The 24,149-nt window shown below is 40.7% G+C and carries 17 protein-coding genes and 2 pseudogenes; 8 read left to right on the top strand and 11 right to left on the bottom strand.

All coding sequences use genetic code 11. The features are described from left to right. Positions 1-304: 304 nt before the first annotated feature. Positions 305-528 (bottom strand): annotated as a pseudogene (locus tag BP549_RS11245) (IS630 family transposase); the annotation flags it as partial. 219 nt (positions 529-747) lie between these two features. Continuing rightward, positions 748-2,394 carry a thermosome subunit beta gene (gene thsB / locus BP549_RS11240; RefSeq protein WP_292376731.1) on the bottom strand — a complete coding sequence of 549 codons (1,647 nt, stop codon included), beginning with the start codon at positions 2,392-2,394 and terminating at the stop codon, positions 748-750. A 615-nt stretch (positions 2,395-3,009) separates the two neighbouring features. Here thsB and BP549_RS11235 point away from each other — a divergent pair. Both BP549_RS11235 and BP549_RS11230 read left to right on the top strand, forming a co-directional pair. After that, positions 3,010-3,192: pseudogene (locus BP549_RS11235) on the top strand (IS5/IS1182 family transposase); the annotation flags it as partial. A 178-nt stretch (positions 3,193-3,370) separates the two neighbouring features. Continuing rightward, positions 3,371-4,393, top strand: a complete 1,023-nt coding sequence (locus tag BP549_RS11230) for a serine hydrolase domain-containing protein (protein ID WP_292380630.1) — start codon at positions 3,371-3,373, stop codon at positions 4,391-4,393. 286 nt (positions 4,394-4,679) lie between these two features. Here the strand turns inward: BP549_RS11230 and BP549_RS11225 are convergent, their stop codons facing one another. The 4 genes from BP549_RS11225 to BP549_RS11210 form a co-directional block, all read right to left on the bottom strand. Continuing rightward, entirely contained in the window at positions 4,680-5,423 is a 744-nt protein-coding gene (locus BP549_RS11225; protein WP_292380628.1) for a DUF169 domain-containing protein, read from the bottom strand. Positions 5,424-5,450: 27 nt separating this feature from the next. Next, a complete protein-coding gene (gene sepS, locus BP549_RS11220) occupies positions 5,451-7,070 on the bottom strand; it encodes an O-phosphoserine--tRNA ligase (RefSeq protein WP_292380624.1) in 1,620 nt (539 codons plus the stop codon). A 350-nt stretch (positions 7,071-7,420) separates the two neighbouring features. Next, the gene (locus tag BP549_RS11215; protein WP_292380621.1) at positions 7,421-8,056 is read right to left on the bottom strand and encodes a haloacid dehalogenase; all 636 of its coding nucleotides are present in this window, start codon (positions 8,054-8,056) and stop codon (positions 7,421-7,423) included. Positions 8,057-8,691: 635 nt separating this feature from the next. After that, a complete protein-coding gene (locus tag BP549_RS11210; protein ID WP_229396491.1) occupies positions 8,692-8,973 on the bottom strand; it encodes a UPF0147 family protein in 282 nt (93 codons plus the stop codon). Positions 8,974-9,229: 256 nt separating this feature from the next. Here BP549_RS11210 and BP549_RS11205 point away from each other — a divergent pair, with 256 nt between their 5' ends. Next, positions 9,230-9,859: an Sjogren's syndrome/scleroderma autoantigen 1 family protein gene (locus BP549_RS11205; protein ID WP_292380618.1), complete on the top strand. Its 630-nt coding sequence runs from the start codon at positions 9,230-9,232 to the stop codon at positions 9,857-9,859. Positions 9,860-10,041: 182 nt separating this feature from the next. Here the strand turns inward: BP549_RS11205 and BP549_RS11200 are convergent, their stop codons facing one another. Both BP549_RS11200 and glyS read right to left on the bottom strand, forming a co-directional pair. Then, complete coding sequence (locus BP549_RS11200) at positions 10,042-12,630, bottom strand: DEAD/DEAH box helicase (RefSeq protein WP_292380617.1); 2,589 nt, start codon at positions 12,628-12,630, stop codon at positions 10,042-10,044. Positions 12,631-12,818: 188 nt separating this feature from the next. Then, a complete protein-coding gene (gene glyS, locus BP549_RS11195) occupies positions 12,819-14,624 on the bottom strand; it encodes a glycine--tRNA ligase (RefSeq protein WP_292380614.1) in 1,806 nt (601 codons plus the stop codon). Positions 14,625-15,371: 747 nt separating this feature from the next. On the opposite strand from glyS, the gene BP549_RS11190 reads away from it, so the two are divergent. Both BP549_RS11190 and surE read left to right on the top strand, forming a co-directional pair. Continuing rightward, on the top strand, positions 15,372-15,560 hold the full coding sequence (locus BP549_RS11190; protein WP_292380612.1) for a hypothetical protein: 189 nt from the start codon (positions 15,372-15,374) through the stop codon (positions 15,558-15,560). Positions 15,561-16,449: 889 nt separating this feature from the next. Beyond that, complete coding sequence (gene surE / locus BP549_RS11185; RefSeq protein WP_292380609.1) at positions 16,450-17,253, top strand: 5'/3'-nucleotidase SurE; 804 nt, start codon at positions 16,450-16,452, stop codon at positions 17,251-17,253. A 122-nt stretch (positions 17,254-17,375) separates the two neighbouring features. Here the strand turns inward: surE and BP549_RS11180 are convergent, their stop codons facing one another. Beyond that, positions 17,376-17,540, bottom strand: coding sequence for a hypothetical protein (locus BP549_RS11180; protein WP_292380608.1), 165 nt, complete (start codon positions 17,538-17,540; stop codon positions 17,376-17,378). Positions 17,541-17,631: 91 nt separating this feature from the next. Continuing rightward, complete coding sequence (gene moaA, locus BP549_RS11175) at positions 17,632-18,630, bottom strand: GTP 3',8-cyclase MoaA (RefSeq protein WP_292380606.1); 999 nt, start codon at positions 18,628-18,630, stop codon at positions 17,632-17,634. Between the two features lie 654 nt (positions 18,631-19,284). On the opposite strand from moaA, the gene BP549_RS11170 reads away from it, so the two are divergent. The 3 genes from BP549_RS11170 (at position 19,285) to BP549_RS11160 (ending at position 23,647) form a co-directional block, all read left to right on the top strand. Further along, positions 19,285-20,604 carry a cobyrinate a,c-diamide synthase gene (locus BP549_RS11170; RefSeq protein WP_292380604.1) on the top strand — a complete coding sequence of 440 codons (1,320 nt, stop codon included), beginning with the start codon at positions 19,285-19,287 and terminating at the stop codon, positions 20,602-20,604. Positions 20,605-21,058: 454 nt separating this feature from the next. After that, entirely contained in the window at positions 21,059-21,523 is a 465-nt protein-coding gene (locus tag BP549_RS11165; protein ID WP_292380602.1) for a glyoxalase/bleomycin resistance/dioxygenase family protein, read from the top strand. Between the two features lie 690 nt (positions 21,524-22,213). Beyond that, positions 22,214-23,647 carry a methanogenesis marker 14 protein gene (locus tag BP549_RS11160; protein WP_292380600.1) on the top strand — a complete coding sequence of 478 codons (1,434 nt, stop codon included), beginning with the start codon at positions 22,214-22,216 and terminating at the stop codon, positions 23,645-23,647. 88 nt (positions 23,648-23,735) lie between these two features. On the opposite strand, the gene BP549_RS11155 is transcribed toward BP549_RS11160, so the two are convergent. Next, positions 23,736-24,062 (bottom strand): DUF2098 domain-containing protein, encoded by a 327-nt coding sequence (locus BP549_RS11155; RefSeq protein ID WP_292376714.1) that lies wholly within the window; start codon positions 24,060-24,062, stop codon positions 23,736-23,738. Between the last annotated feature and the right edge of the window lie 87 nt (positions 24,063-24,149).

Here is a 24,149-nt window from a genome sequence, read left to right as displayed (position 1 = left end):
TCGGGTTTATTTTCCTCTAAATTGGATTTTAAGAATGCACTTTTATTGGGGGAACTCTGGTTATATATCTATTACCTAAAATAAGCATTCTGAATCCTTAGTTTACACACTGATTTTGGAGGGCCCTATATAAGTACGAATAGCGAAACCCATGCAATAATACTAAAGAATGTATATGGTACTCCCCACGAGTATTGCTCAAATACCATACCAATTGAATGAAGTATCATAAACCAACTCAACATCAATAATATAAAGAACGAAACAGGAAGCGTATAGTCTGTAAACATAGCGTAACCTATAGTCACCATTTTAAATAATGCGACATTTTGTGTGTAAACTTTTGCTTCTCCCAAAATTCCTTCAGTTCTTCCTTTAATACTTTAATATTTTTGAATGATTTTATTGACGTTAAATCTTCTCTTTTATCGTTTTCCAACAATATTCTGTTGGGTTCCTATCTGGAGTAGCTGGAGGGAAAATAGTAAATCGAGACGCTAGGTTTAGGAAATACAAGTTGGTTAGAAAACTCAAATAGATTTCATTTGTATTCGGTTAAGGGACAAGATGCTTAAGTTCGCTAACCGAATGCAAATAAAATAGATTTAGGAAATTCAAATAGATTTTGGGGCTAAGTCAGAAAAAGTTTCTCAGGTTTGATTTCTCAAGGACAAAAAGCTAAAAGCACAGTTTAAAAGCTGTGCCTTTTCCTGATTAGTCGAATTAATCTTTAACTTCTTTTTGGGATTACATCATTGGAGGCATTCCGCCCGGCATTCCACCCATTCCTGGGGGCATTCCACCCATTTCTTCTGGGCCTGGGGCTGCACGGGTAGAAGCTATGATATCATCGATCCTGAGAATCATAACTGCAGACTCGGTAGCTGCATTGATAACCTGGGTCTTGACTCTGAGAGGTTCAACTACAAAGTCTTCCCACATGTCAACAACCTTGCCTTCGAACACATTAAGCCCTGCGGTCTTTACGCCTTTCTCGTGCTGGGAACGTAGCTCCATGAGCATATCGATTGGGTCGAGACCTGCGTTTTCTGCAAGAGTTCTCGGAATGATTTCAAGAGCTTCGGCATAGGCTTTAACTGCAAGCTGTTCTCTGCCTTCGAGGGTTGCTGCGTATTCCTGTAGCCTGAGTGCAACCTCAACTTCAGGGGAACCGCCGCCTGCAACGAGCTTTTCATCCTCGATTGCAACTCCAACCACACGCAGGGCATCTTCAAGAGCACTGTCAATACTATCAACAACATGCTCTGTGCCGCCGCGTAGCAGGATTGTTACAGCCTTGGGGTTGTCGCAGCCTGTGACAAAAGTCATGCTGTCGCCACCAACCTTCTTCTCTTCCACGAGGCCTGCATATCCTAGGTCTTCGGGAGTGATTTCGTCCATGTTGGTGATGAGTTTGCCGCCGGTTGCTCTTGCAAGCTTTTCCATGTCGCTCTTTTTAACTCTGCGCACAGCAAAGATACCTGCTTTTGCAAGGTAGTGTTGAGCAAGATCTTCAATTCCCTTCTGGCAGAAGACAGCATTTGCTCCGCTGCTGATAACCTTCTGGACAATCTTCTTGAGCATCTGCTCTTCCTGGTCAAGGAAGGACTGGAGCTGGTCAGGAGAGGTTATGGAGATTTCCGCATCTACTTCGGTATCCTTGAGTTCGATTGCGCTGTTGAGAAGAATGATTTTTGCATCCTTAACTTTTTCAGGCATGTTGGGGTGGATTCTTTCCTTATCAATGATCATGCCCCGGATAAGCTCGGAATCCTCTACTTTCCCGCCTACCTTCTTAACAACATTGATGTTGTCTCTGTCAACAGTATTCTTTCCGTTTGTGTCTACAACGCTTGATACAGCATCTACGGCAATCTCTGAGAGGAGCTTTTTGGAGGACTCAGCACCCTTTCCAGTCATTGCAGTTTCAGCAATGCTGACCAGCAGGTCACGGTTGGACAGTTCTACTGTCATTGCAAGAGAGTTCAGGACTTCTACGGCTTTATCGGCTGCAAGCCTGTACCCTGATGCGATAATTGTCGGGTGGATTTCCTGCTCGATTAAATCCTCAGCTTTACTTAATAGCTGGCCTGCAACCACAGCTGCACTGGTAGTGCCGTCTCCGACTTCCTCATCCTGGGTCTTGGCTACTTCCACTACCATCTTTGCTGCAGGGTGTTCGATGTCCATTTCTTTAAGGATGGTTGCTCCATCGTTTGTAATAACTACATCACCCATGGAGTCCACGAGCATTTTGTCCATGCCCTTGGGACCAAGGGTTGTTCTTACGGCTTCGGCTACTGCCTTTGCAGCCATGATATTGTTACTCTGGGCATCTCTGCCTCTGGTTCGCTTACTTCCTTCTTTTAAAATGAATATTGGCTGTCCTGCCATGATTTAATCCTCCATTAGTATGAGTTTGAAATATCTCTGCAATTAAAATCGCATTTTACATGTTTGTACTTCTATATAAATTCATCCCGCTGGTGATTCTAGATCCCACAATCCGCAGTATTTTTTCAAAAATCAATACTTTTTCTTGATAGCGTTTTTGGAGCAGATTAAAGTAATTTATGTCTGTAGTGACATTTGGTGAGAATTGATTATACCGTTTCAAAAACGTAGACACTCAACTTGTCTACGATTTAAGCACCTGTTTCTTTCGATCTATGAGTAATTCTACAGGCTGAAAAAGGCTACGACAAAAACTGCAGTTTTCCTTAATGTTCGCCAAACAAAATAAAAAACATTTCCGGGAACTAAAATAATTTGAAATTAAAAACAAATTGGTGCTTTATTCTGCAAAATACCCTATATTGAGTTTCATATCCAAAAAATATGTGTAATTTTTATTTAAAAATTTATTTAACTCAATTTAAAACCGTAAAATTTATCTAGGGATATTTATACTTCTTCTTTGGTAAATACTTGTGAAACCTTCGCTTATTCCATTGAGTGAAGATTTCAAACGAAAATTATTTTCGAGATATCAGATGTTTTTGATTTCGCTCTGAAGATGAAGTCTATAACATTATGAGCAGTTTTGATCTGGAGCAGTTTATCGATTTCGTTGCTGGATTACTTAATGATGTTTGTTTTTGTCGGAAAGGAGATTTAAGCCAAATCATAATCGATAGTACGGTCATAGATCTTGATCTTAATTGGTTTAAGAAGAAAATTAGCAAAAAGGTATGCAATACGGAGAATTTACACTGCTATACGATGCTTTAGGTAAGATATTACTGTTTTTTTGACTTTATTTTCGATAAAAACGATTATTGCTGTCTTTTCTAGTGATAAAAAGGTATTAGAACGCTTAAATGAGAGTCAAGAAAAAAGACCATAAAATGTCTTTTAGGAGGTATCTATAATGCAAAGAAACTACTGGCCAACTACAGAATGGCAAGCCATAGACTCAGCAACCTTGAGAATGGATTCAGAAAAGCTTTCAGAGCTTGAACTTATGATAAAATCCGAGTACAGTAATATAAACGGTATTGTTGTTGTGAGAAATGGATATATCACTTATGAAAGATACTATAATGGCTATGGCCAGGATGATACACACCATGTGGCATCTGTAACGAAAAGCATAATATCTGCCCTCATTGGTATTGCCATAGATGCAAAATATATTAAAAATGTAGATCAGAAAGTGCTTGATTTTTTCCCCGAATATGTTCCCAATGCTGCTGATAGGCAGAAACGAGAAATCACCATACGCCATCTTCTCACTATGACGGCTCCCTATCCATTTGAGGACTGGCACGAACCGCTGGACAAGATGTGTATGCAATCTGACTGGGTAAAGTATATTCTGGATATGCTGGGCCAAAAAGGAAGTATTGGAACTTTCAAGTACTCCACCTCGGGAGCGCACCTGCTTTCAACCATCATCACTCGTAGCACAGGAAAAAGTGCCCGTGAATTTGCCAACGAACGCTTATTTAGACCCATTGGCATGAAAGAAATCCCGGATCATGAAATGAAATCATTTGGGTTTGAGGATTTATTCGGGAAAAATGTGAAAGGATGGGTTAAAGATCCAAACGGTAACTCTACAGGAGGATGGGGACTTACGCTAAATCCCCGTGATATGGCACGTTTTGGTTTTTTATATCTGAACCGTGGCATTTGGGATAGTAATCAGATTATTCCAAGGACATGGATTGACGAATCAACAGCAACGAACCCCAATAATTACGGTTATTTATGGTGGTTACGCGAAGAGGATGGAGTTTTTGCATACTTAGCACTGGGCGATGGTGGTAATGTCATTTGTTGTATCCCAGAAAAAGACCTGATCGTAGCAATTGCATCAGAATTCATTATTAATCCTCTTGACAGGTGGAAATTGATTAAAGAATGTATTATCCCGGCTGTAATGGAATGAAATTTATTACCACCAAGTCTGGAAAAGATATTTTACTGTACTTAATGTCGACCTGCCGAATAGGTTTCATACAGTTTTTCAACAAAAAGTGCCATGCTTTCGGTGGCAGATTTTTCAAAAAAATTGGGTTATAAAAATGAGTTAAAAGAATAGATTACTTACTATTTCCAAACGGGTTACTTACTATTTTCCTTATTTCTGGAAGATTCTCGAGTATACAGAAGCGTTTATAGTTTCAATAATTCTTCATTTCCTCTTGGAACCCAGAAATACTTGAATTAGTTTTTTACTCCCTTGTTTCCGGAAGTTTTGAGAGAATTTCTTCTATTTCAGCCGTTTTTTCAAAAGAAAGCCCAAGAGGAACTTCAAAGTCTGCATATCCACTGTGTTTCCTTGATCCCTTGCACCCGAAAGATAGGCCCATACCCTGCCTGTATGCAAGTACTGTACAGTCACCGCAGATTGAAGCTGCACCGATTGTATCCAGTACTGCCCTTTTTCCTTCGGAATAGGCACTGGTCTGAACAATGCGCATAGCTTTTTCGGGCTTCAGGAAAAGGATCAGCACATCAAAAATACCTTTATTCAGGGAAAGGGGCTCGATTTTTATAAAGGAATATCTTTTTCTTAATCTTGGAAGCGATAAGGCTGCATTTTTCGCAGCTTGTGCGTCCTTATATCTTTTGGAGTTCAGGTAGTATGCAGCAGGACTTTCTTCTGACAAGCCCAGCACATAATCTCCCGGAGAGCAGCCTTGCCCCGAAATCAGGAATCCTTCTCCCATACGGGCTTTCTGTACAAGTTCGCAAAAAAGAAAACAGGATTTTTCAGGAAATTTTTCGTTTCCTGTATCAGCTACTCTCTTCTCAGTTTTCTCCTCGATATCCTTTTCAATTTCGCACCCGACTTTTCGCCCTACTTTGCACCTGATTTCATGCCCTGTTTCAAAGGTTACACAGACAGGCTCGCCGGTTTCCATCAGCTGGCTGAGTTCTGAATACTTTGAAAAAGGGCTTTGGTCTGTGTGCATGTAGTTTGCTCCTGTTTTTTCTGGCCTTCACACAAATTCTGCTTTTACGGATGTGAAAACAGGGCCTCTCATGTCTATTTTTTTCTTTTTACCTGTGATATAACGCTGAGCGACAGGGCCGATTTTCAGGTTGATTTCCGAAGGAACTTTGGCAATTCTTACCCTAACTATGTGCTCATTTGCTCCTGACAGAGCAGCTTCTTCAATTTCCCTGGCAGCCTGAGCTGCAAATGCTTCTATAAAGCGAATGCCTGCCCTTGCAGAATGGTTTTCAAACGCTTTTTGCCATTTCTTGGTATTCGGAATTCCCATGATGTCTCCCTGATAAGCTACGACCTCATTAAAAGCTGCAGGCCCGCAAAGCTTTGTATTTTCTTCGGGTTCGATTACGGAGACCTTTACTTTTCGGCCGCAGATTTCTCCTTCCCAGGCAGGGAATTCACAGGGGCTGGGTTCTTCCCCACGCAGCTCACACTGGGAAACAATGGATGCTGCAATCTCAAGTCCTTCAGGAGTCTCAGGTACCTTATCTACGAAAACCTGTTTTGCAAGTTCACCATCTGACATTTCCCATTCAGTATATTGCGGAATCTGCGGGTATGTCAGAGAACGGACATCCGGAGCATCGTGAAGGATCATTGCGAGCCTTTCCACTCCGAGCCCGAGGTTCATGACAGGGTATGGAATCTCATATTGGGCAAGGGCTGTTGGGGAATATATCCCAAAAGTTGCAACCTCAATCCAGCCGTCTGAGTACTTTGAGTTCGAGCCCACAAGTTTCGGATGGAAAGCAAATACCTCTGTCTGCGTGTCAGGAATGTAATATTTGCTGCGTTTCTCATCTGGCCTGAAAAGGAATTTTTCAAAGCCGAACTGGGAAAGAAGGCCTTCTGCAACAGCTTTCCCGTGGTCCACAGTCACATCTTCATCCATAATTACGCAGGAAGCTGAATAATAGGTCATAAGTCTTGAGGCATCTTCCTGCTGTTCTCGCCTGAAGCAGCGGTCTATAGAGAAAAAGTGAAAAGGAGGCTCTTGTCTTTCAAGGAGAGCACCAAGAGAAATAAACCAGCCGCTTGTCATGTGGCTGCGGAGTGTCTTTGTGCTTGCTTGGGGCACAAGCTCTTTAAACTCCGGGAAAACTTTATCGAGCATATCGGCAACAAGAGCGTCCGAAACTCCAAGTAACGCTGAAATCTCGGGCACAAGGTCGTCTCCTTCAATCTTTCCTTTTTTGTAAGAATGGAGAACCTGCCTGATCTTGTCTATTCCTTCGTCGCCTATATCCCCGAGAATCCCTTTTACCTGTGAAATACGCTCATCGGAAATTCCAACGTTCGGCCTTGGCAGGCCTGCAAGATAAAAACAGCGATCCAGAACTGCAAGAGCTTCGCTTCCAAACTGTTTGTGTACCTCTTTATCATCCACTATTAGAGGGTTCATCATCTCTTCAAAGCCCATTCTTAAATAGGCTTCTCTGAGTTTTTGAATAGTATCATAAACGGGATGGGCTTTTCCATATTTCAGAGTGGTCCTGGGATAACGTTCGTTTAGGGTAGGGGTCCTGACTAGTTTTTTGCCTTCGTTCCAAGCAAGGTCGAAGTTCTCTTTAGCGTCTCTTTTTATTTTTTCTGGATCGAATTTCATGCATATCCTCTTGTAATAGATTATTAGAATTCTAAGTCATGTTGAAATTTTAAGTCTTATTGGAGTTTTAAGTCTTATTGGAGTTTTAGATCCTTCTACTAAAATTCTAAACCTATTAATTCTAAATCTGTCAACTGTAATTCCAAATTGATCAACTTGGATACTCTAAATCCTAAAATTTGAACAGTTAAACTGCCAGACGACTAGATAATTGTTAAAATAATAAGCTGTTTAATAGTTATCAGGTAGGCTTCTATATTAATTGGTTTTGATTTTATGATTAACTTTAACTTTTAGGTTCAAAGATGCTGATTTGCTTGATGTTTTGAGCATTATTTTATCTACGACTTCTAAAGTTTGGATTCCAGATTTCGCATTGCAGTCTCTAGCTTTTTCTGACCAATTGCGTTGACAACATCACCGCGTGTCTTTTCTATTAAGGAGCGAGATACGTCAGTTTTTCGCCTTAATCCTCTGGTTATGGCATCAGGGTAGTCAAAGTCCATAAGCGTTGCATGGATATTTTCCATGATACCTAAAAACACTTCGGCTTTCTCAAAAGATTCTTTCCTTATAAGGTCCAGAACATGCCTTCTAAGCTCCCCAACAACATCCCCAAGCCCGTTAAGGTAAGCCGCATACTCGACTCTTAAATCTTCAGGGGAGGGAAACTTCTCTCCTTCTTCCTTCAGTAGGCTGCTGAGAACTGAAACCTCCGAATACTCCTGCTGGGCATGTTCTAGAAAGCCTGCATGATAAATGTCAGAATGCCCTTCGAAAAGAACTTCGAGTTTCTCAAGTGCTTGCCCCGCGGCTTTGATACTTTTATCTGCTTTTTCAAAGTCCTGGCCATGCAGAGCAAATGAGGCAGTTCTGCATTCTCTCACAACTTCACGAGAAATTTTTAATCCTTCTTCCCTTATATTGTCCTTGGCCTCAAAATTTTCCCTTATTCGGGCTGAAATTTCTTCAAGCACGATTTTCATACCCCCTTTAATGCTTTTCAGACTTTTGAACAATTGGCTATCTGCTTAAAAACTAACTTTTTGCTTAAAAACTAAAGTTGTTATACTCATTTTATATAATTCCTATATCCTTTCCAGAATTCTAAAATTTCATCTGAGAAATTCTATCCAATATCTGGCGTTTATCAATAAAATTTTTTCCTCTGTATGACCTGAAGTTAGAATCCCTTAAATTTACCCATTTATAATCTGAGCTACACCTGAGTTTGAAATCCCTTAATTTATCCTTTTTCTACTTTTTTCGTTTTATCTTTTTACATCCTTTTCTGTTTGATCCTCTTATATTCTTAAATCAACTTCTGATCTGATTTTAAGATCCAGTGTTTTAATCCAGCTTCCGGAAAAAGATGTAAAAAAGAAGGAAAAAGGCTTTTTCCTTGTCGATATCCTCTAACTTCCAGGAGACAATCCCAATATCAGCTAGAGGTAGCTAATAGAATAGTAAGGTTGTTACCTTTCGGTTCTTTTTTTAGAATTAGTCGGAGTTCGGGATTTTTTAACAGGATCATCTCAAGAGAGGTTTTCTTGGGGCTTGTCTGTTCTCAGCCTGTGCTCCCGCGCAAATTCTGTTTTTTATTTTAAAAATCTATGTTGTATTATTCATCTACAGGAATGGTCTCGAGCTGGCTTGAGAGGTTCCATATCAAAGTTCTTGTGTGCAGAGGAAGGTTAGGATCATTGCTTATATCTTCGAGAATGGAAATGCTTGATGCCGCTCTAAGAAAGAGAGGTTCAGATTCGTTGTTCAGTATGTCCATAATTTCATTTACGGAACGCCTGATATTTCTAGGAACTGAAGAGTCACTGGTTATACTTTCTAGGACCTGAAGACATTGTTTTATAACTTCTGCTGAATCATTTGATGACACTCGAATCACCTTCGCAGTCAATTATGATATATAAAAATTAGAGCTAATATAGATTAGTCTAAGACAGGCTTGTTATATAAAATAGTATCGGTGATTTTTAAAGTTGCCTGCTTCAGAGTCTACTCCTTACGATTCTGTATTGATCTCATTTTTTGAATCTACACTGAATAAATTAGCCCCAAAAATAGCGAGCTACAGGAAAAATTTTATAAAATAAGTGAGAAGCAAATGCATAAGAAGCTGTGAACAAAGGAAGGTCAGATCTATGGATTCTGAAAAAGATAAAAAAGTAAAGCGAATAGCCCGTTTCCTTGAACTAGGAGGCACAATGCTTGCTGAACATTGTAAAGTTTGCGGGGCCCCAAAATTCCGCTATCAAGGTACAGTAATTTGCCCTATATGTGATGTCCAGGAAGAAAAAGAAACTTCGGAACCAGCTGCAGAAGTCCAGGCTCCTGAGCCCAAGTCGTCTACAGAAAAAGACAAGTCTTCTTTTGAGACTAAGAAGAGAGTCCAGGCACACAGGCAAAAATCCAGGTTCGGGCTGAAAAACTCTGAAACTGCAGACGAAGAGGAAAAAGCTCTCGAGCCGATAGAAGAAGAGATTCCCGTATTGCCTTCCGAAAAAGAAGAAGTTAAAAGAAGAACCTCTGCTGCTCATAGAGCTCCTACAGTTCCTGTAATCCAGGCCGCAGGAAGAACAGAAAAACCAACAACAGTATCAAAAGTATCTGGAATCCATGGGGACAAGAAAGTACTGGAAGACCTTCTCTTTAGAAAGATGGTCAATATTGCAGATTCTTTTCAGGACGAAACCGATCCGCGTAGGATTGCCGAAGATTTAGAATTAATTGGAAAAGGTCTTGGGCTTGTGGAGCGTCTGAGGCAGTTATAAAAGTTAGAGTAAAAGGAAACGACAGAAAAGTTGAAAAGAAGGAAAAGATAACGGAAGAGAGGAAAAAGAAGGTAAAAAATTACGAAACAAAAGAATGTATCTGTAAAGAATAGATGAAAATAAGGAAGGGAATAAAAGGAAAGTCTAAAGAATTTGACTTTTCTCATTACTTTTTCCATCAATTATCCTTTATAGGGAGCCTCGATGAGCTCTCTAATCTTTGTTGCTCTTTTTTGCCCTATTAATTTTACCTTCTTGAGTTCTTTGATATTAGCTTTCATAATAGCCTCTACTGAGCCGAAGTGCAAAAGAAGGTTTCTTGCGGCTTTCGGCCCGATGTCTACAATCGAGGAGACCAGGTATTCCTGCTGCTCAGTAAGGGTACTTGTTGACTTTTTCCCGTGGGGATTGACTTCACGTCTATTTTCCATCTGCTCACGCTTTGCAAGCATTTTTAAAATTGCAGCAGTCTCTTCTTCGTCTCTTGAATATAGCAGTGATACTCCAAAATCAATCGCAATGGACACCAGAGAGCCGTAGATAGCATTAGGATTGATTTGTCTGGAAGTAAAAAGTTCTGTTCCTTCAATGATAAGAACAGGTTTTTCGTATACTCTTGTAAGATCAGATAATTGCGCAAAGAGATTACGCTTTCCATCAACAAGAGAATTTACAAAATCATCCGTGCGCTTTCTCTCCACGGCAAGGCGGTCGCTTACAACGTAATCGCCAATTTCAAGCATGGTAAAAATAACTTCCACTCCAAGCTTATCGAGAACATTTGCAACCCCACTTTTTGCTTCCCTGAAGTCCACTACTATTTTCAGGGATTCGGGGTTGATTCCTGTTTCGGATACCTCTGCGGCAGTTTCAGGTGCGGACTCAGGTTTCTTTCCAGAAAGAGTTTCAAAATAAACAAAGGTTTTTTGTCTTTCTTTTAAGTTTTCTTCTCTGCTTTTTCCTTCAATTTCTTCATTAGCCCTGTCGCAGTCTGAGCTTGCAGCCGTGTCCATGCCTTCTGTGGTCTTATTCCTGCTGTCTACAGTCAAATCACTGGTTCTCTGCATTGAGCCTTGGTTTTGATGCATTATGTTGGCATTTTCTGCTCTATTCTTTATTTCTACATCATTCTCAGCTTCATTCTCTACGTAATTCGGAATGGAAGCTTCGGATTCAAAATCAGAAAGTTTCAAACTCTGTTTTGAGTCTTTGGGTCCCAGAAGAGCTTCAAGCCCTTGCATGCTATTTAGCATCCTTTTTTCCTTGTTCTTGCTGCTCCAGTAATAGGCTTCGTCGCGCGTACCCTTTGTCACTAGTATAACGACTCTACCTTTATGCTGCCTACCGGTCCTGCCTTTACGCTGGATGCTCCGAATTTCCGAGGGAATGGGTTCGTAGAATAATACCAGGTCTGTGGAAGGGATATCAAGCCCCTCTTCAGCAACTGAGGTAGCTACAAGTACGTTATATTCTCCTGCCCTAAATTTATCGAGAACTTCCACCTGTTGTTTTTGTGTAAGCCCTTTGTCCTTACGGCGCGAAGCCTGCCCTACAAAACGGGTAGGGACAATTCCTGGAACGGTTGAAAGGGCATTTACCACTATCTCTGCTGTGTCCCTGTAATTCGTAAAAACAATTACTCTGGATTCCGGACTTCCTTTTAACTGTTCGGATACGATTCTCCGTGCAAGCTCGAGTTTAGGATGTTCAACCTCACATTCCTTTGCCCTGTAAAGGGCTTTTCTCATATAGAGATCGTCCATCAATCTTCTTGAAGCCTTGCTTGCACTGCTTGAAGAGGCTTCGGCATCAAGCTTCTCCAGATACTTCCTAAGAGGTTCAAGCCCCTGGGTCTCAACCATTTCCACAGCATGGTTCACCTTTACCATTTCGGCAAGCATAGACATGGCAGTAAAAACCGCAGGGTCGCCTCCTACCCGAATTTCTCCCTGCAATTTCTTCTGGAGAAGCAAGAGATCTTTTTTGGAGACATATTTCCCGCTGCCTGGCGAAAAACCCAGCTCTCTTATGTTTCCAAGCCGATCCTCAAAGATTTTTTCCAGATAGCCCCGGATTTCAGCCATTTCTGAAGGAAGCTGGACTTGAAACCATTCTATCTCTTTTTCCTGCACATAAGGGCGGACATCTCTGTCCTTTTCAGTTTTTACTGAGACATTTTCAACGTGTAGAGCTTGGCAAACTTCAGATATTTTCTCGTCCGAACTGCCCGGGCTTGCAGTAATTCCGAGTACATGGGGATTTTTTGCGCTCTCAAAGTACTTTTCCGCAATAAAGGTATAAGCATAATTTCCGACTGCTCTGTGGGCTTCATCAAAGGTTATGTGGGTTACATCCTCAAGACTGATTCTTTTTGTAAGAAGATCGTTTTCAATCACCTGAGGGGTGGAAACTATCAATTTTCCCTGAGCCCAGAGCTTTTCTCGCTCTACAGGCGCAATGCTGCCCGTAAAAGCCAGAACCTCTTCTTCAGGAAGAGCCATAACATTTTTGAAAAAAGCCGCATGTTGCTCTACAAGAGGCTTTGTTGGGGAAAGAATCAGGGCTTTTCCCCCGAAACGCTGAAGCCTGGAAACAATCACAAAAAGAGCTATAATTGTTTTTCCAAGCCCTGTAGGAAGCACAACAAGGCTTGAGCCTTCGAGGGCTTTTCCTGCGAGATTCAACTGATATAGCCTCTGCTCAACTGTATCGGGTTTTATCAGCGGGTGCTTCATGAACCCCGGTTTATCAGGAAAAAGACTCTCGTTCATTCTGCTTCAGGATAGTTTATTTCAGATTAATTAATTCAGATCTGATTAATCTGATTAATTTATCTCAGATTAATTTATCCGATGTTATTTTGTTTCAGAGTTTTAATTTAATCGTAGTAAACATAAAAAACTAAAAACTTTGCTGCAGGCTTTTTAGCCAACAGCTAAGGAATTTTCGTTACTTAACTTTAGAAGTTAAATGGCTTGCCTGCAGATTCGAAAGCCCTACCTCTGTAAATAAGTTCATAGAGCACGTTTTCGATCCCTTTGACCGGAGCCCGAATCTGGCGCATGGAGTCCCTGTCCCTAATAGTTACAGTCCCGTCTTCGAGTGTATCGTAATCTACAGTAACACAGTAAGGCGTTCCGATTTCGTCGTTTCTCCTGTAGCGGCGCCCGATAGTCCCGGAATCGTCGTAGTGGACAAGCAGGGCCTTTTCCCTGAGTCTTATAATGATATCCTTTGCAGGATCTGCAAGCTCTTTACGGGTCAGGAGTGGGAGAACTGCAACCTGTATCGGGGCAACTGCGCTTGATAAATGCATAACAAGCCTGGCTTCCTCTTCTCCTTCAGCCTCACCTTCATCTTTTCCAGCTTCTTCTGTGCCTTTAAGCCCGGATTCCGCAGCTTTCTGAGCCACATTTTCTTCTTCATAGGCATGCTCCATGATACCATAGAAGATCCTGTCGATTCCGTAGGAAGGCTCGATTACATGAGGGATGACATTCTCTCCACTGACTTTAACAGTCTCTTCCGCAAAGTCTACTGCATCCGAACTGACTGTCAACTCTTCCCCATCCACGGTAACTTTGATATCATCCTTTGAGAGCTCTTCTTCGGAAAGCTGTTTTAAGGCATCTGCGACAGCTTTTGCCTTGCCCTTAAAGATAGGGCCGAGCTTGCCCATATTCGGCTTTACAACAAAGCGAGTCACCATTTTCGGCTCGTCGTATTCTACATATACGTAAAGCTCGGTCTTGCTGACTCTTGCATGGGCTTTAAGGTCATAATCCGTCCGGTCAGCAATTCCTACAATCTCTACCCAGCCAAACCGATCAGTCTCGATCTCGGCATCCCAGCAGTCGATTGCGTAATGCGCCATCTCATCTTTCAAGTGCTGCCTGAACCTGAGTTTTGAAGGATCGATACCAACCTTTGTCAGGAATTCGTTGGTAAGTGCAATGTTGTAGCCCAGGACTTCGTGTGCAATGACTCCAGCGTCTACAGCTTCGCGCACAGTCATCCTGAAGGATTCGCCTTTCTGCTGGGCCTCCTGCGAATAAAGTACAAGTTCCCTGTCTGCAAAACGCTCGAAGTTGGGATGCTTTTTGTTCCGCGGATCAACGAAAATTTCACATTCTGCCTGTGTAAATTCTCTGAGCCGGATAACTCCCTGTCTGGGCGCGATCTCGTTCCTGTAGGATTTACCGATCTGCACGGCTCCAAAAGGCAGCTTGTCCCTATAGAAGCGAGACAGCCTCTGGAAGTCCACAAACATACCCTGCGCCGTTTCCGGCCTGAGATACCCCTGCCTTCCAGTGCCTGGCCCGATCGTGGTTTTGAACATCAGGTTAAATTCGTAGGCTTCCCCGAATTCTCCACCGCATTCAGGACATCGGATTCCATTTTCCTTTATAACTTTAGTGAGGTCTTCTGCACTCAGGGTCCCTGCAGCTTCCATTATGTCTTCTACAAGGTGATCGGCCCGGAATGCCTCTTTACAGTTCATGCACTCGCACAAGGGGTCAGAAAAGCCTCCAACGTGCCCGGACGCGATAAACACTTCCTCAATCCCGATTGTCGGGCACTCAATCTCCATAAATCCTTCTTGGATAACATAAAATTCTCTCCAGGTCTGCTCAATCCGTCTCTTCAACGTGCTCCCAAGAGGTCCATAATCATAAAATCCGCGGCTTCCGCCATACAGCTCAAAAGAGTTCCACAAGAACCCCCGGCGTTTAGCCAGCTCGAATACCTTCTCGTATTTGTCCATATTATAAATCCTCGTGAAATTGATTGGGGGATATCAGATAATTGTAAATTTTGATTTATAGGAAATAATAGATGGATAACGGTATCATTATATTAAATTTGCACTGCTCTGAGGCAGGTTAAGGAGATTTTGGGTTTATAAATGTGATTGTAATCGATTATTAAAAGGTTGAGTCGTGGTTTTCTGAAAGCTAAAAAGAGAAATAAAATAGAGCTGTAAAAACCGGATGAAATTTGCTTCAGATCTAAAAGTACAACTGCGTTCTTTTTCTTTTTTTCGGGATTTTTCATTTTATCCTGTCTTGCAGGGCACAGGAAATTAACTTAGGAACACTTTTTATTACCTTCTTTTCTCGTCTTTTGGATTATATAATCTAGTTTGAATTTACAATTTGATCTTTCTCGTAATTAATGCTCAGGCTTTATCTCCTTCTCATCGACTAAAAAGTTAATGAGGGCGTCTGAATATTATTTATGTGCTCATATGGAATTCTCTCATACAGGGTCAACAACCTTTAATATAACAAGCTTCTAAAGCTAGAGTCGGTGGGGTAAATAATGCATTTTCGATATGAAGATGCCTCCTTGAGATAACGTCGGATAGTGTATGCTATGCAAGGCACTTTCGAACATAAAGCGCCTGTTTGAGATCTCGTTGGATTTTATAGGGTACGTATTCAGAGCACTTTCTAACAGGAAATGCTTTGACAATACCAGATAGATACATTATGAGTGGGGTTTTGATAAAATGATGTTAAAGAGTTTAAAAGTGATCACAAGATCCGTGAAGGAGCAAAGAATTTTACATTCGGAAAAGCTTATAGAAACGACTCACTGGCTCCATAATCTGGAGTTTCTGGTTGTAAGAGTGATGCTGTTTGCCATAGGTGTTCACCACCTCTATGTGTACACCATAAAAACCATGTTCGGAGTTTGAATCTTAACTCCTCTGCACGGGTAAACTCATTCCTTTCAGATAAGAAAAACTACTTGCCACTAAAAAACAGTTTCCGGGTCAAAATTGGGGAGGTCCCGGTTTAGAGGTGGCAGTGATTAGCTAAAACTAGGAAGAAGATTACCAGTGTTTAAAATAATCGGGATTTATGCTACAAAGAAACCAACCTGAAGCCAAAAAATGTGAAAGTGCAGCACTTTCCTAAATTTGGATTATTCAGTTTGCTTCTTAGTTGCATGAGACATATCCTGAAAGAAAGAGAATAGTATTAATCATCCAGCTACATCCAAATATATGATGACTTACTCAGTGCCCTTATTTGATACCTCACCGTTTCAAAATGTCATCATCGGTTAAGGAATTAATATCAGGTCATAAAGAACCCTTTAATATAGTCTTTGGACTAATAGTACTTCTGAACCAGCAATATGGTTTGGAAGAGTAATGGAGACTAATAATTTCCTCTCCAGATACGATTTTAAAGGAAACTCTCTTCAATCAAAAAATGGGGTTCGGTAAATGCCAAAAACAGCCCCTAAATTAACTTTCCTTTTTATGACATTGTTTCTTTCTTTTTTGTCATCTTATTTATCAACCTTTTTCGCACGCTGTTTTATTTTTATTGTACTTTATTTATTAATATTAACCATGAATCTCGATGAAATCTCTTGACGAAATTTCTTTTGTAGTAATATATACAGTTATGATGAAGAAGAGTAACATGAAACTCGAAAATTTAGAGCATGATTTCTTAAATCTATATTTTTTATTTTAATTATTCATTTCCATACATATAATATAATGGAATTGTTATATTATAGCGTACAAAAATTCCTAGTCTTTCCATTAATTTTAAATTATTCGGCAACTTATGGGAAAACTCATGGCTCCAAAAATTCTTGTTACCAACGATGATGGTGTTTATTCTACAGGTTTGAAAGCAGCTTTTGATAGTGTTTCGGACCTGGGAGAAGTTACGATTTCTGCTCCTGCTGTCCAGCAGAGCGGAGTCGGGCGTTCGATTTCTATCTTTGAGCCCCTTCGAATCACGAAAACGAATGCCGGAGGTATACCTGCTTATTCTGTGGGAGGAACTCCTACGGATGCTGTTATTCTGGGCATCTTTACGATCCTTAAGGAAATGCCTGACCTGGTGCTTTCCGGCTTTAACATAGGAGAGAATATCAGCACGGATACAATCACTACCTCAGGGACAATCGGAGGAGCTCTTGAAGCTGCAAGCTACGGTGTGCCTGCAATTGCCGCTTCCATGCAGGTTCTTGATGAAGGACAGAAATTCGATGACCCCAGGAACTACCATAGAGAGCGTTTTGAAGTCGGGATAAAAGTAGTAAACAGAGTTGCTCGAAACGTTCTAAAGTATGGCATGCCGGAAAACGTGGATCTTCTGAATATTAATATTCCCTACCACGCTGACGAAGATACTCCTATAGAGATAACTCGCCTTGCACGAAAAATCTTTAAAACAGATGTCGAGGAAAGGCGTGATCCAAGGGGCAGGCCCTATTACTGGATTGCAGGCGATCTGATCAGGGAAGAAGAAGAAGGGACAGATGTGCACGCCATCATGCAGAAAGGACACATCTCAATAACCCCGATTTCCCTGGACTCAACTGCCAGAATAGAGTTTTCGGAAATTGAAAAGTATCTCTAAATGTCCTCAAGTTACAAAATTAATCTGAGTTATGATTGAGTTGTGAATCTTTCTGGAAAAGAAAATCTAGGCCCCGGAAAACTCAAGCTCTTTCTTTTATCCCGAAAACTTGTTTGCTCTTTTTATTCTTTTTCTTCGCCTTTTTCGATATGAATTGAAATCTCCTTCCATCCACTATCTATAGTATGCAACGTTTCTACCATTGCTTTAATGACATTCACTACGATTTTCTGGACAAAATCATTCATCGGGATTTTTCTCCCGTCTACTAAAAGTTCTATCTTCATTTTCTCCCTCCTCATTATCGTATCAACTTATGCTTATGCTTCTGTTTTTCAAATTATTGATTGTTTTAACTTATGCATCTATTTTTTCTCTTCAATCCTTTTTCCCTTTCTCAAGGACACTCACAGGAACACAATATGGTTTCCTCCGGCTTACTGCAAGCTTGAGCAAATCTTCGATCTCTTCGGAACTTTTTGCTTCCCTGACGTCCACAAGATTGTTGTTTACCAGCAGGCAGGGCTTGAACTTCCCATCTGCTGTGACCCTGAGCCTGCTGCAATGGGCACAGAATTCTGAGTTATCCATGGGACGAACGAACTCAACCTCCACCCCATTAATATTGTATTTTTTTCGGTGGTGTAAGTGACGTACCTTTATTTCGCTTGCCCTCTCAGCCAGACTTTTTTCAAGAGCTTTCGAATCAATCGTATACTTCGACAGCCTGGGGTCAATATTCATAAGTTCGATGAGTTGCAGGATAACCATTCCTTTATAAGGCCGGACAAACTCCATCATAGAATCAATTTCGTCGTCGTTTATGCCTTTCAGGAGTACCATATTCAGTTTCGCAGGGGTAAGTCCGGCTTCAACTGCACTATTAATACCCCTGATAACCTTCTCAAGAGAGCCAGGGGGCGCTCCGGTAATTGCTTCATATTTTTCAGGAACAAGGGAATCAAGGCTTACGTTTACCCTGTCCAGGCCCGCAGCTTTAAGGGATTTTGCACGTTTTTCAAGCAGGATGCCATTAGTGGTTGCAGAGACTTCTTTTAATGGAGGAAGGCATTTAAGGATTTCTTCGAAATCCTTCCGAAAAAGAGGTTCCCCTCCTGAGAATTTTACTTTATTGACCCCGAATTTTGCAGCTTCCCTTACAATTCCACAGATTAGCTCTGGTTTCATTTCTTTTCCTTCAGGGCCGCAAGTACAACACTCTGCACCTTCATTATGACAGTACATGCATGAAAGGTTACACTTATCAGTTATTGATATCCTGAGTCCTGTTACCTTTCGTCCGTAAGGATCCTCAAGGGTTTGTTTTGGATTTTCTTCTGCAACGTCAGGAGTTCTTTCCGGGTTTTTCTGCTTCATGGCTAGTTAAACTCCCATTTTAAATTTTAGCATGCAACTTTTACTATTTTCAGGCCCTGGACTTTTTTGTCACTTGAGGGTAAGTGGGACAAAAATATCTCATACTGGAAATATCTCCATACTAACCCTTACTTCAACTGAATTGGCACTTCTGACAAAGGACCTGAATGTACTAATGATTTTGAGTTGATTGAGTGTACATTGACTGAATAAGTATACTGATACGAATTGGATGCTTGTAGTGATATGAATTCAATTTGTACTAGTAATGATATATGAATATATGATTACCAGAAACAGGAATTAATTATATAACTAAAATTAATTATATAAACAAATTATCTAACTATATAAATATTTCATTCTGCTTATAAAGCAGAAGTCTCCCTCCTCGATATTTTCCTGATACTCTAGCTGTCCTTTCCTCAGGAGTAGTATAATCTTTTACTTAAGATTAATGTGCACGGCTGCAAATACCAAAATTTCCATATTTTTCAAAAAAGTAATTATTAGGCATAAATTAGTCATGCTTACTCAAGTGACTTAGCAAAACTTATTCCGAGTTTGTATGATTCTTCTTAAAAACAGTCGCTAAGTGCTTAAGCAGCCGGATTAATAGCTTTAATATATTTTAACGGCAACAATATCCAGCAGATGACAAAAGGAATACTTATTGCAGGAACCCACAGCGGGGTCGGAAAAACGACAGTTTCCATGGGTATCATGGCTGCTCTTAAACACAGACAGCTAAAAGTTCAGCCTTACAAGGTAGGGCCTGACTATATCGATCCTTCGCATCACACTGCAATTTGCGGGCGCCCCTCAAGGAATCTTGACACATATATAATGGGCACGGACGGAGTCGGGCAGACGGTAGCCCGGACAGCAACCGATGCAGATATTGTTGTAGTCGAAGGAGTTATGGGACTCTTTGACGGAATTGACTCTACAGAAATCGCAAGTTCCGCACATGTTGCAAAAACCCTTGACATACCAGTAATCCTGGTAATCAATGTGCACGGTATGTCCAGAAGTACAGCAGCCCTCCTTAAGGGGTATTCTGAATTCGATCCTGAAGTCAGGGTTGCAGGCATTATCCTGAATCAGGTAGGAAGTCCAAGGCATGTGGAACTCATAAGAAACTCGCTTCCGGGCAACATTCCTATTGTAGGTACGATCCCGAGAAAGAAGGATATCGAGGTTCCTTCCAGACATCTCGGGCTTTATATGGCTCATGAAAAGGACTACAATACTGAGGAAATGGCAGCTTTCATTGAGGAAAACGTTGACCTTGACGCAATACTTGAACTTGCCGAGCCCTGTTCGGTTCCAGAGATCATAAATATCCAGAGACCTGAAGCAGATCTCAGGATTGGAATTGCCATGGACCCAGCTTTTTGTTTCTATTACCCGGATATGTTCGACGCCTTCAGAGATTGCGGAGCTGAAGTCGAATTTTTCAGCCCAATGGCAGGAGAGATTCCGGATGCGGATGGTATTTATCTCGGAGGCGGCTACCCTGAACTTTACGCAGAAACCCTTGAGAAATCAGAAACAACCCGGAAGCTTAAGGGTCTTGCAGCTGATGGTTTGCCCATCTATGCCGAATGCGGTGGCCTTCTTTATCTCTGCGGCACATATGAGATAGAGAACAGGACTTATAAACTCGCAGATGTCGTGCCTGCAAATACACGCATGACAAATCGGCTTAAAGCCCTTGGGTATACTGAAGCCCACCCTCTGGATAAAAACTTCTCTTCTCACAATATCAGGGGCCACGAATTCCACTACTCTCTCACAGAATGCGATCGCGATGCAAAATTTGCATACGAAATGCTGCGCGGAAAAGGTATACAAGACGGATTTGACGGCCTTATCGAGCACAACACCTTGGCAGGCTATATGCACTCTCATCCTGCTACCTTTCCAGTAAAAAAATTCGTGGAAAAATGCAGGGAATATAGGAGAAGATAAATATTCTTAAGGTAAATATTTTAAAAATAAATCCTTTAGGTAAGTATTTAAGGGTCTGGTCTAGATTCAGGATTAGTGCAGTTACTTGCTTTGTGAGTAACTTTTAATTTTCATATTTTTACTGAGGTGTGTTCTGGCGACTTAATTGAAGTTTTTAATTTATACAATATTTCTTTTTAATTCATTTCTTTTTAATTCTATAATATTATTTTTCTTTTTGTATCTGAAATTTCAACCTTGTCTGGCATTTTACCTGATACTTTATCAAAAATACTTTCAACCTGTTAGGCTATAATTAATAATGTATAAAATAATTTATAATTGCCAGAGTAATTTTTGGAGTGAAGGAGAATAGACTAGAAGAGAACATATTCGGAAAGAGTACAACAAAAGAGAACCCAGTATAGGAGAAACCCCAGAAGAGAACATATTATTTACAAAAGGAGATAATAAAATGAGATTTATATGTCCACTTATTGTTGTTAATAATATCGAGGCTTCTAGAAGCTTTTATGAAAACGTCCTTAATCAAAAGGTACAGTGCGATTTCGGTGAGAACGTGTCATTTGAAGGCGGTTTCGCTATACACTTGAAATCACATTTTTCAGATCTAATTAACGTAAACGAGAATAATATTGTTCAAAAATCAAATAATTCTGAACTGTATTTTGAAGAAAATGATTTAGATAGTTTCCTTCAAAAACTGAAAGATATGGATTCCATCAAATATGTGCACGAATTAAAAGAGCAGCCATGGGGACAGCGGGTCGTCAGATTTTACGATCCTGATATGCACATTGTTGAGGTTGGTGAACCCATGGAAAGCGTAGTTAAAAGGTTCTTAAGTAAAGGATTATCAATTGAAGAAACCGTAAAACGCACTTTAATGCCAGAGGAATTTGTCAGACAATGTTTATAGATAAGGTGAGACTCAATAAAAACTAGTTTAGAAATTACAAAAGTGATTTCTGGAATTGCTTAGATTATCTACTTCATTTAAGCTTTAGTGGACACTTTTGAGATCTAAGTTATGGATTGGTAGTGTAGAATACTGATTTTAGTAACATATAGTAAAGATAACAGGAACAAATGGTTCTCTAGCAGGAGTCTGAGAAATAATTTAATATTTGTGTATAAAGTTTCAGCAAAATAGAGTTTCATTCCCAACTATGTAATCAGAGTCCCAAGAAACTTTATTTTACAAAGAAGTGACGATACAGATATTTAAACGAAAACAAAAAGAGAAATGATTTACTTCAATCCCAACCTGAAGGATAGGGTATTCGTGACCCTTCACGCTCCCGATGTAATAATTACTAATTTACAGTACTTAGCAAAAGTTATTATAGGTTTTAATGAATACCTTCTTTAAACCTTTAACAATCTACCCCTGTTGATCTTTTTATAAAGTTGGAGAAGTACTACTTTTCCCGATTAATCTGAATTCAAATACTGGCTTTCTAATATTAAAATCATAAGTTTTATCCTGACTGACTTTAATTAGGTTTGAATAATCTTCAAACTGAGTCTATATTGTTTTCAGATTAAGTTCACATGATGATTTGTACTAAATCGAGTTTATGTACAGGTTTTTAGGAAGGAATTAAAAATGGCTCTGAAACCAAGAATTACAGAATCCCCTCAAGTTCGTTTGATTGACCTTAAATCAAAACCTTTCTTTATTGTAGCTTCCGTAGAGGTTGGAAACACTACAACCAAATGTATTCTTACAGCTACTAATATGGATACCGGAAGGACTCATATTATAAATAAGGTTGTGCGGATGACCAGAGATGTCCGTCCCCCCAAACCCGGAGAAGTCGTATTCGGGAAGACTCTCACAGGTGTGGAACTTACTCGTGAATCCGTTGCAGAACTGGTACGTGGCACCCTGACCGAATCAATGGCAGAAGCAAATCTGGATATAAAAACCGATCTGGACTTCGTAGTTCGTTCCACTGGTGTTGTTGCAGGTTTCGACTCCCCTGAAGAAGTGGGCGAATTTATTAAGGCTCTGGCAGATGGATGCCTGATGGCAGGAGTTCCCCCAAAAAATATGACACCACCAATGTCCATTTTAAATATCTCCAAAAAGTTCCAAAAGTACAGTAAACTTGAAAAGGTAATCTTTGATGGGGCTGTAGCCGGAGTATTGCCTCCTATAGGTTCTACAGGCGTTGAGATCGTTGCAAACGAGATGGAAGGGGAGCTTGCAACTGCAGGAATTAAGGAGGCAGCTAAACTTACAGATGTTGATTTCAGGAATCCCTGTATATCAATTGACTTCGGTACAACTCTTGATGGCAGGATCACAAATTCAGACCAACCATATGCAAAAACAGTGGGCAACTTCTGCGGCTATGCCGGGGCGATTCCTGACGCAATTATCCGGGGTTCAAAGATTGTGGACTCTAAAGTAGGAACTGCCCTTGAGGTTTTTGAAAAAGAGAAACCGCCTTCTTTCCTTACTTTAAAGATGAAGGGTAAGGCGATTGAGGCGTATGCAAAGCGTATTCAGGAACTGATTATTATCGAAAAAGTTCCAAGAGATAGAACGAGATATGGAAGCGTGCCTGTAAGTCCTGATGCAGCTGAGCAGATCGGCGTAACACTTATAGGGTGCGATGTAGGAGTAAACGGTTCCGATATGGGCAAGCTTAGTGCGATAGGCATGGAAATCTGTAAGACTCATGGACTTCAGGTTGTTTATGCTGTCATTGATGAGGTTATGGCAGACGTGGTTTGCAGGTTGGTCAAGGTTGCAAAAGAATCCAGGCTTGTTTTTGAGGATACAACTATAGGAATCACTGGCAGGGCAGGGATTACTGGGAACAAACCTAAGTTGATCCTGAAACGTCTGGAGGAGCTGAATCTTGCTCCAAAAATTGATGAGAGAGTAGTCTTCGTGGATGATGGACTTGCCAGAGGCGCAGCCGTAATGGCTCGATGCATGAATTCTCTAGGCTCACCGCAAAACCCCCTTGGCGGCAAGCATGGTGGGAAATGTATTCTTGCACAGAGGATAAAATTGCAGGATAAATGATACTGAAAAATCGGAAATACTGAAAATATTTAATATGCAAAAAACTCGAAATATTAAAAGAGAAAATTTTAAAATGCAGCAAGAGGAATTAACCTCCTGCTCCTCCCCCTCCTGCTTTTCCGAGGTCGAAGGCTTGCATTGTTTCTCTTTCTTTTCTAAATCTTTCTTTCAGTTCTTCGGTAGTGAATTCCCTTTCTTCTTTCTTTTCTTTTACTTTAATGTCAGTTGGCTCCAGAGTTTCTTCCCTGTACCAAAGATCTGTATTTTCAAGCAAAACCCATACCTTTCCCTGCTCGTCTTTTTTAATCTCAGTTACGCGGCTGACCGTATCACTGTTTACGTATTTTACGGCATCTCCCGCTTTGATGGGTTTTTTATTTCGCCCTACTGCTGTGATTACTTCAGCATCAGCCATGCTCTCACCTCAAAGGCTTCCAGGACGCTGCATTTCAGGCCCTGCAAAAGTCCCTTCCTGTAATTTTACTACTTATAGGTTGTCCAG

Origin of the sequence: Methanosarcina sp. UBA289 (assembly GCA_002496565.1) — an archaeon.
In the GTDB taxonomy this organism is placed as follows: Archaea; Halobacteriota; Methanosarcinia; order Methanosarcinales; family Methanosarcinaceae; genus Methanosarcina.
Note: the sequence above shows the minus strand (reverse complement) of the source record. Positions and strands in the feature narration are given on the sequence as shown.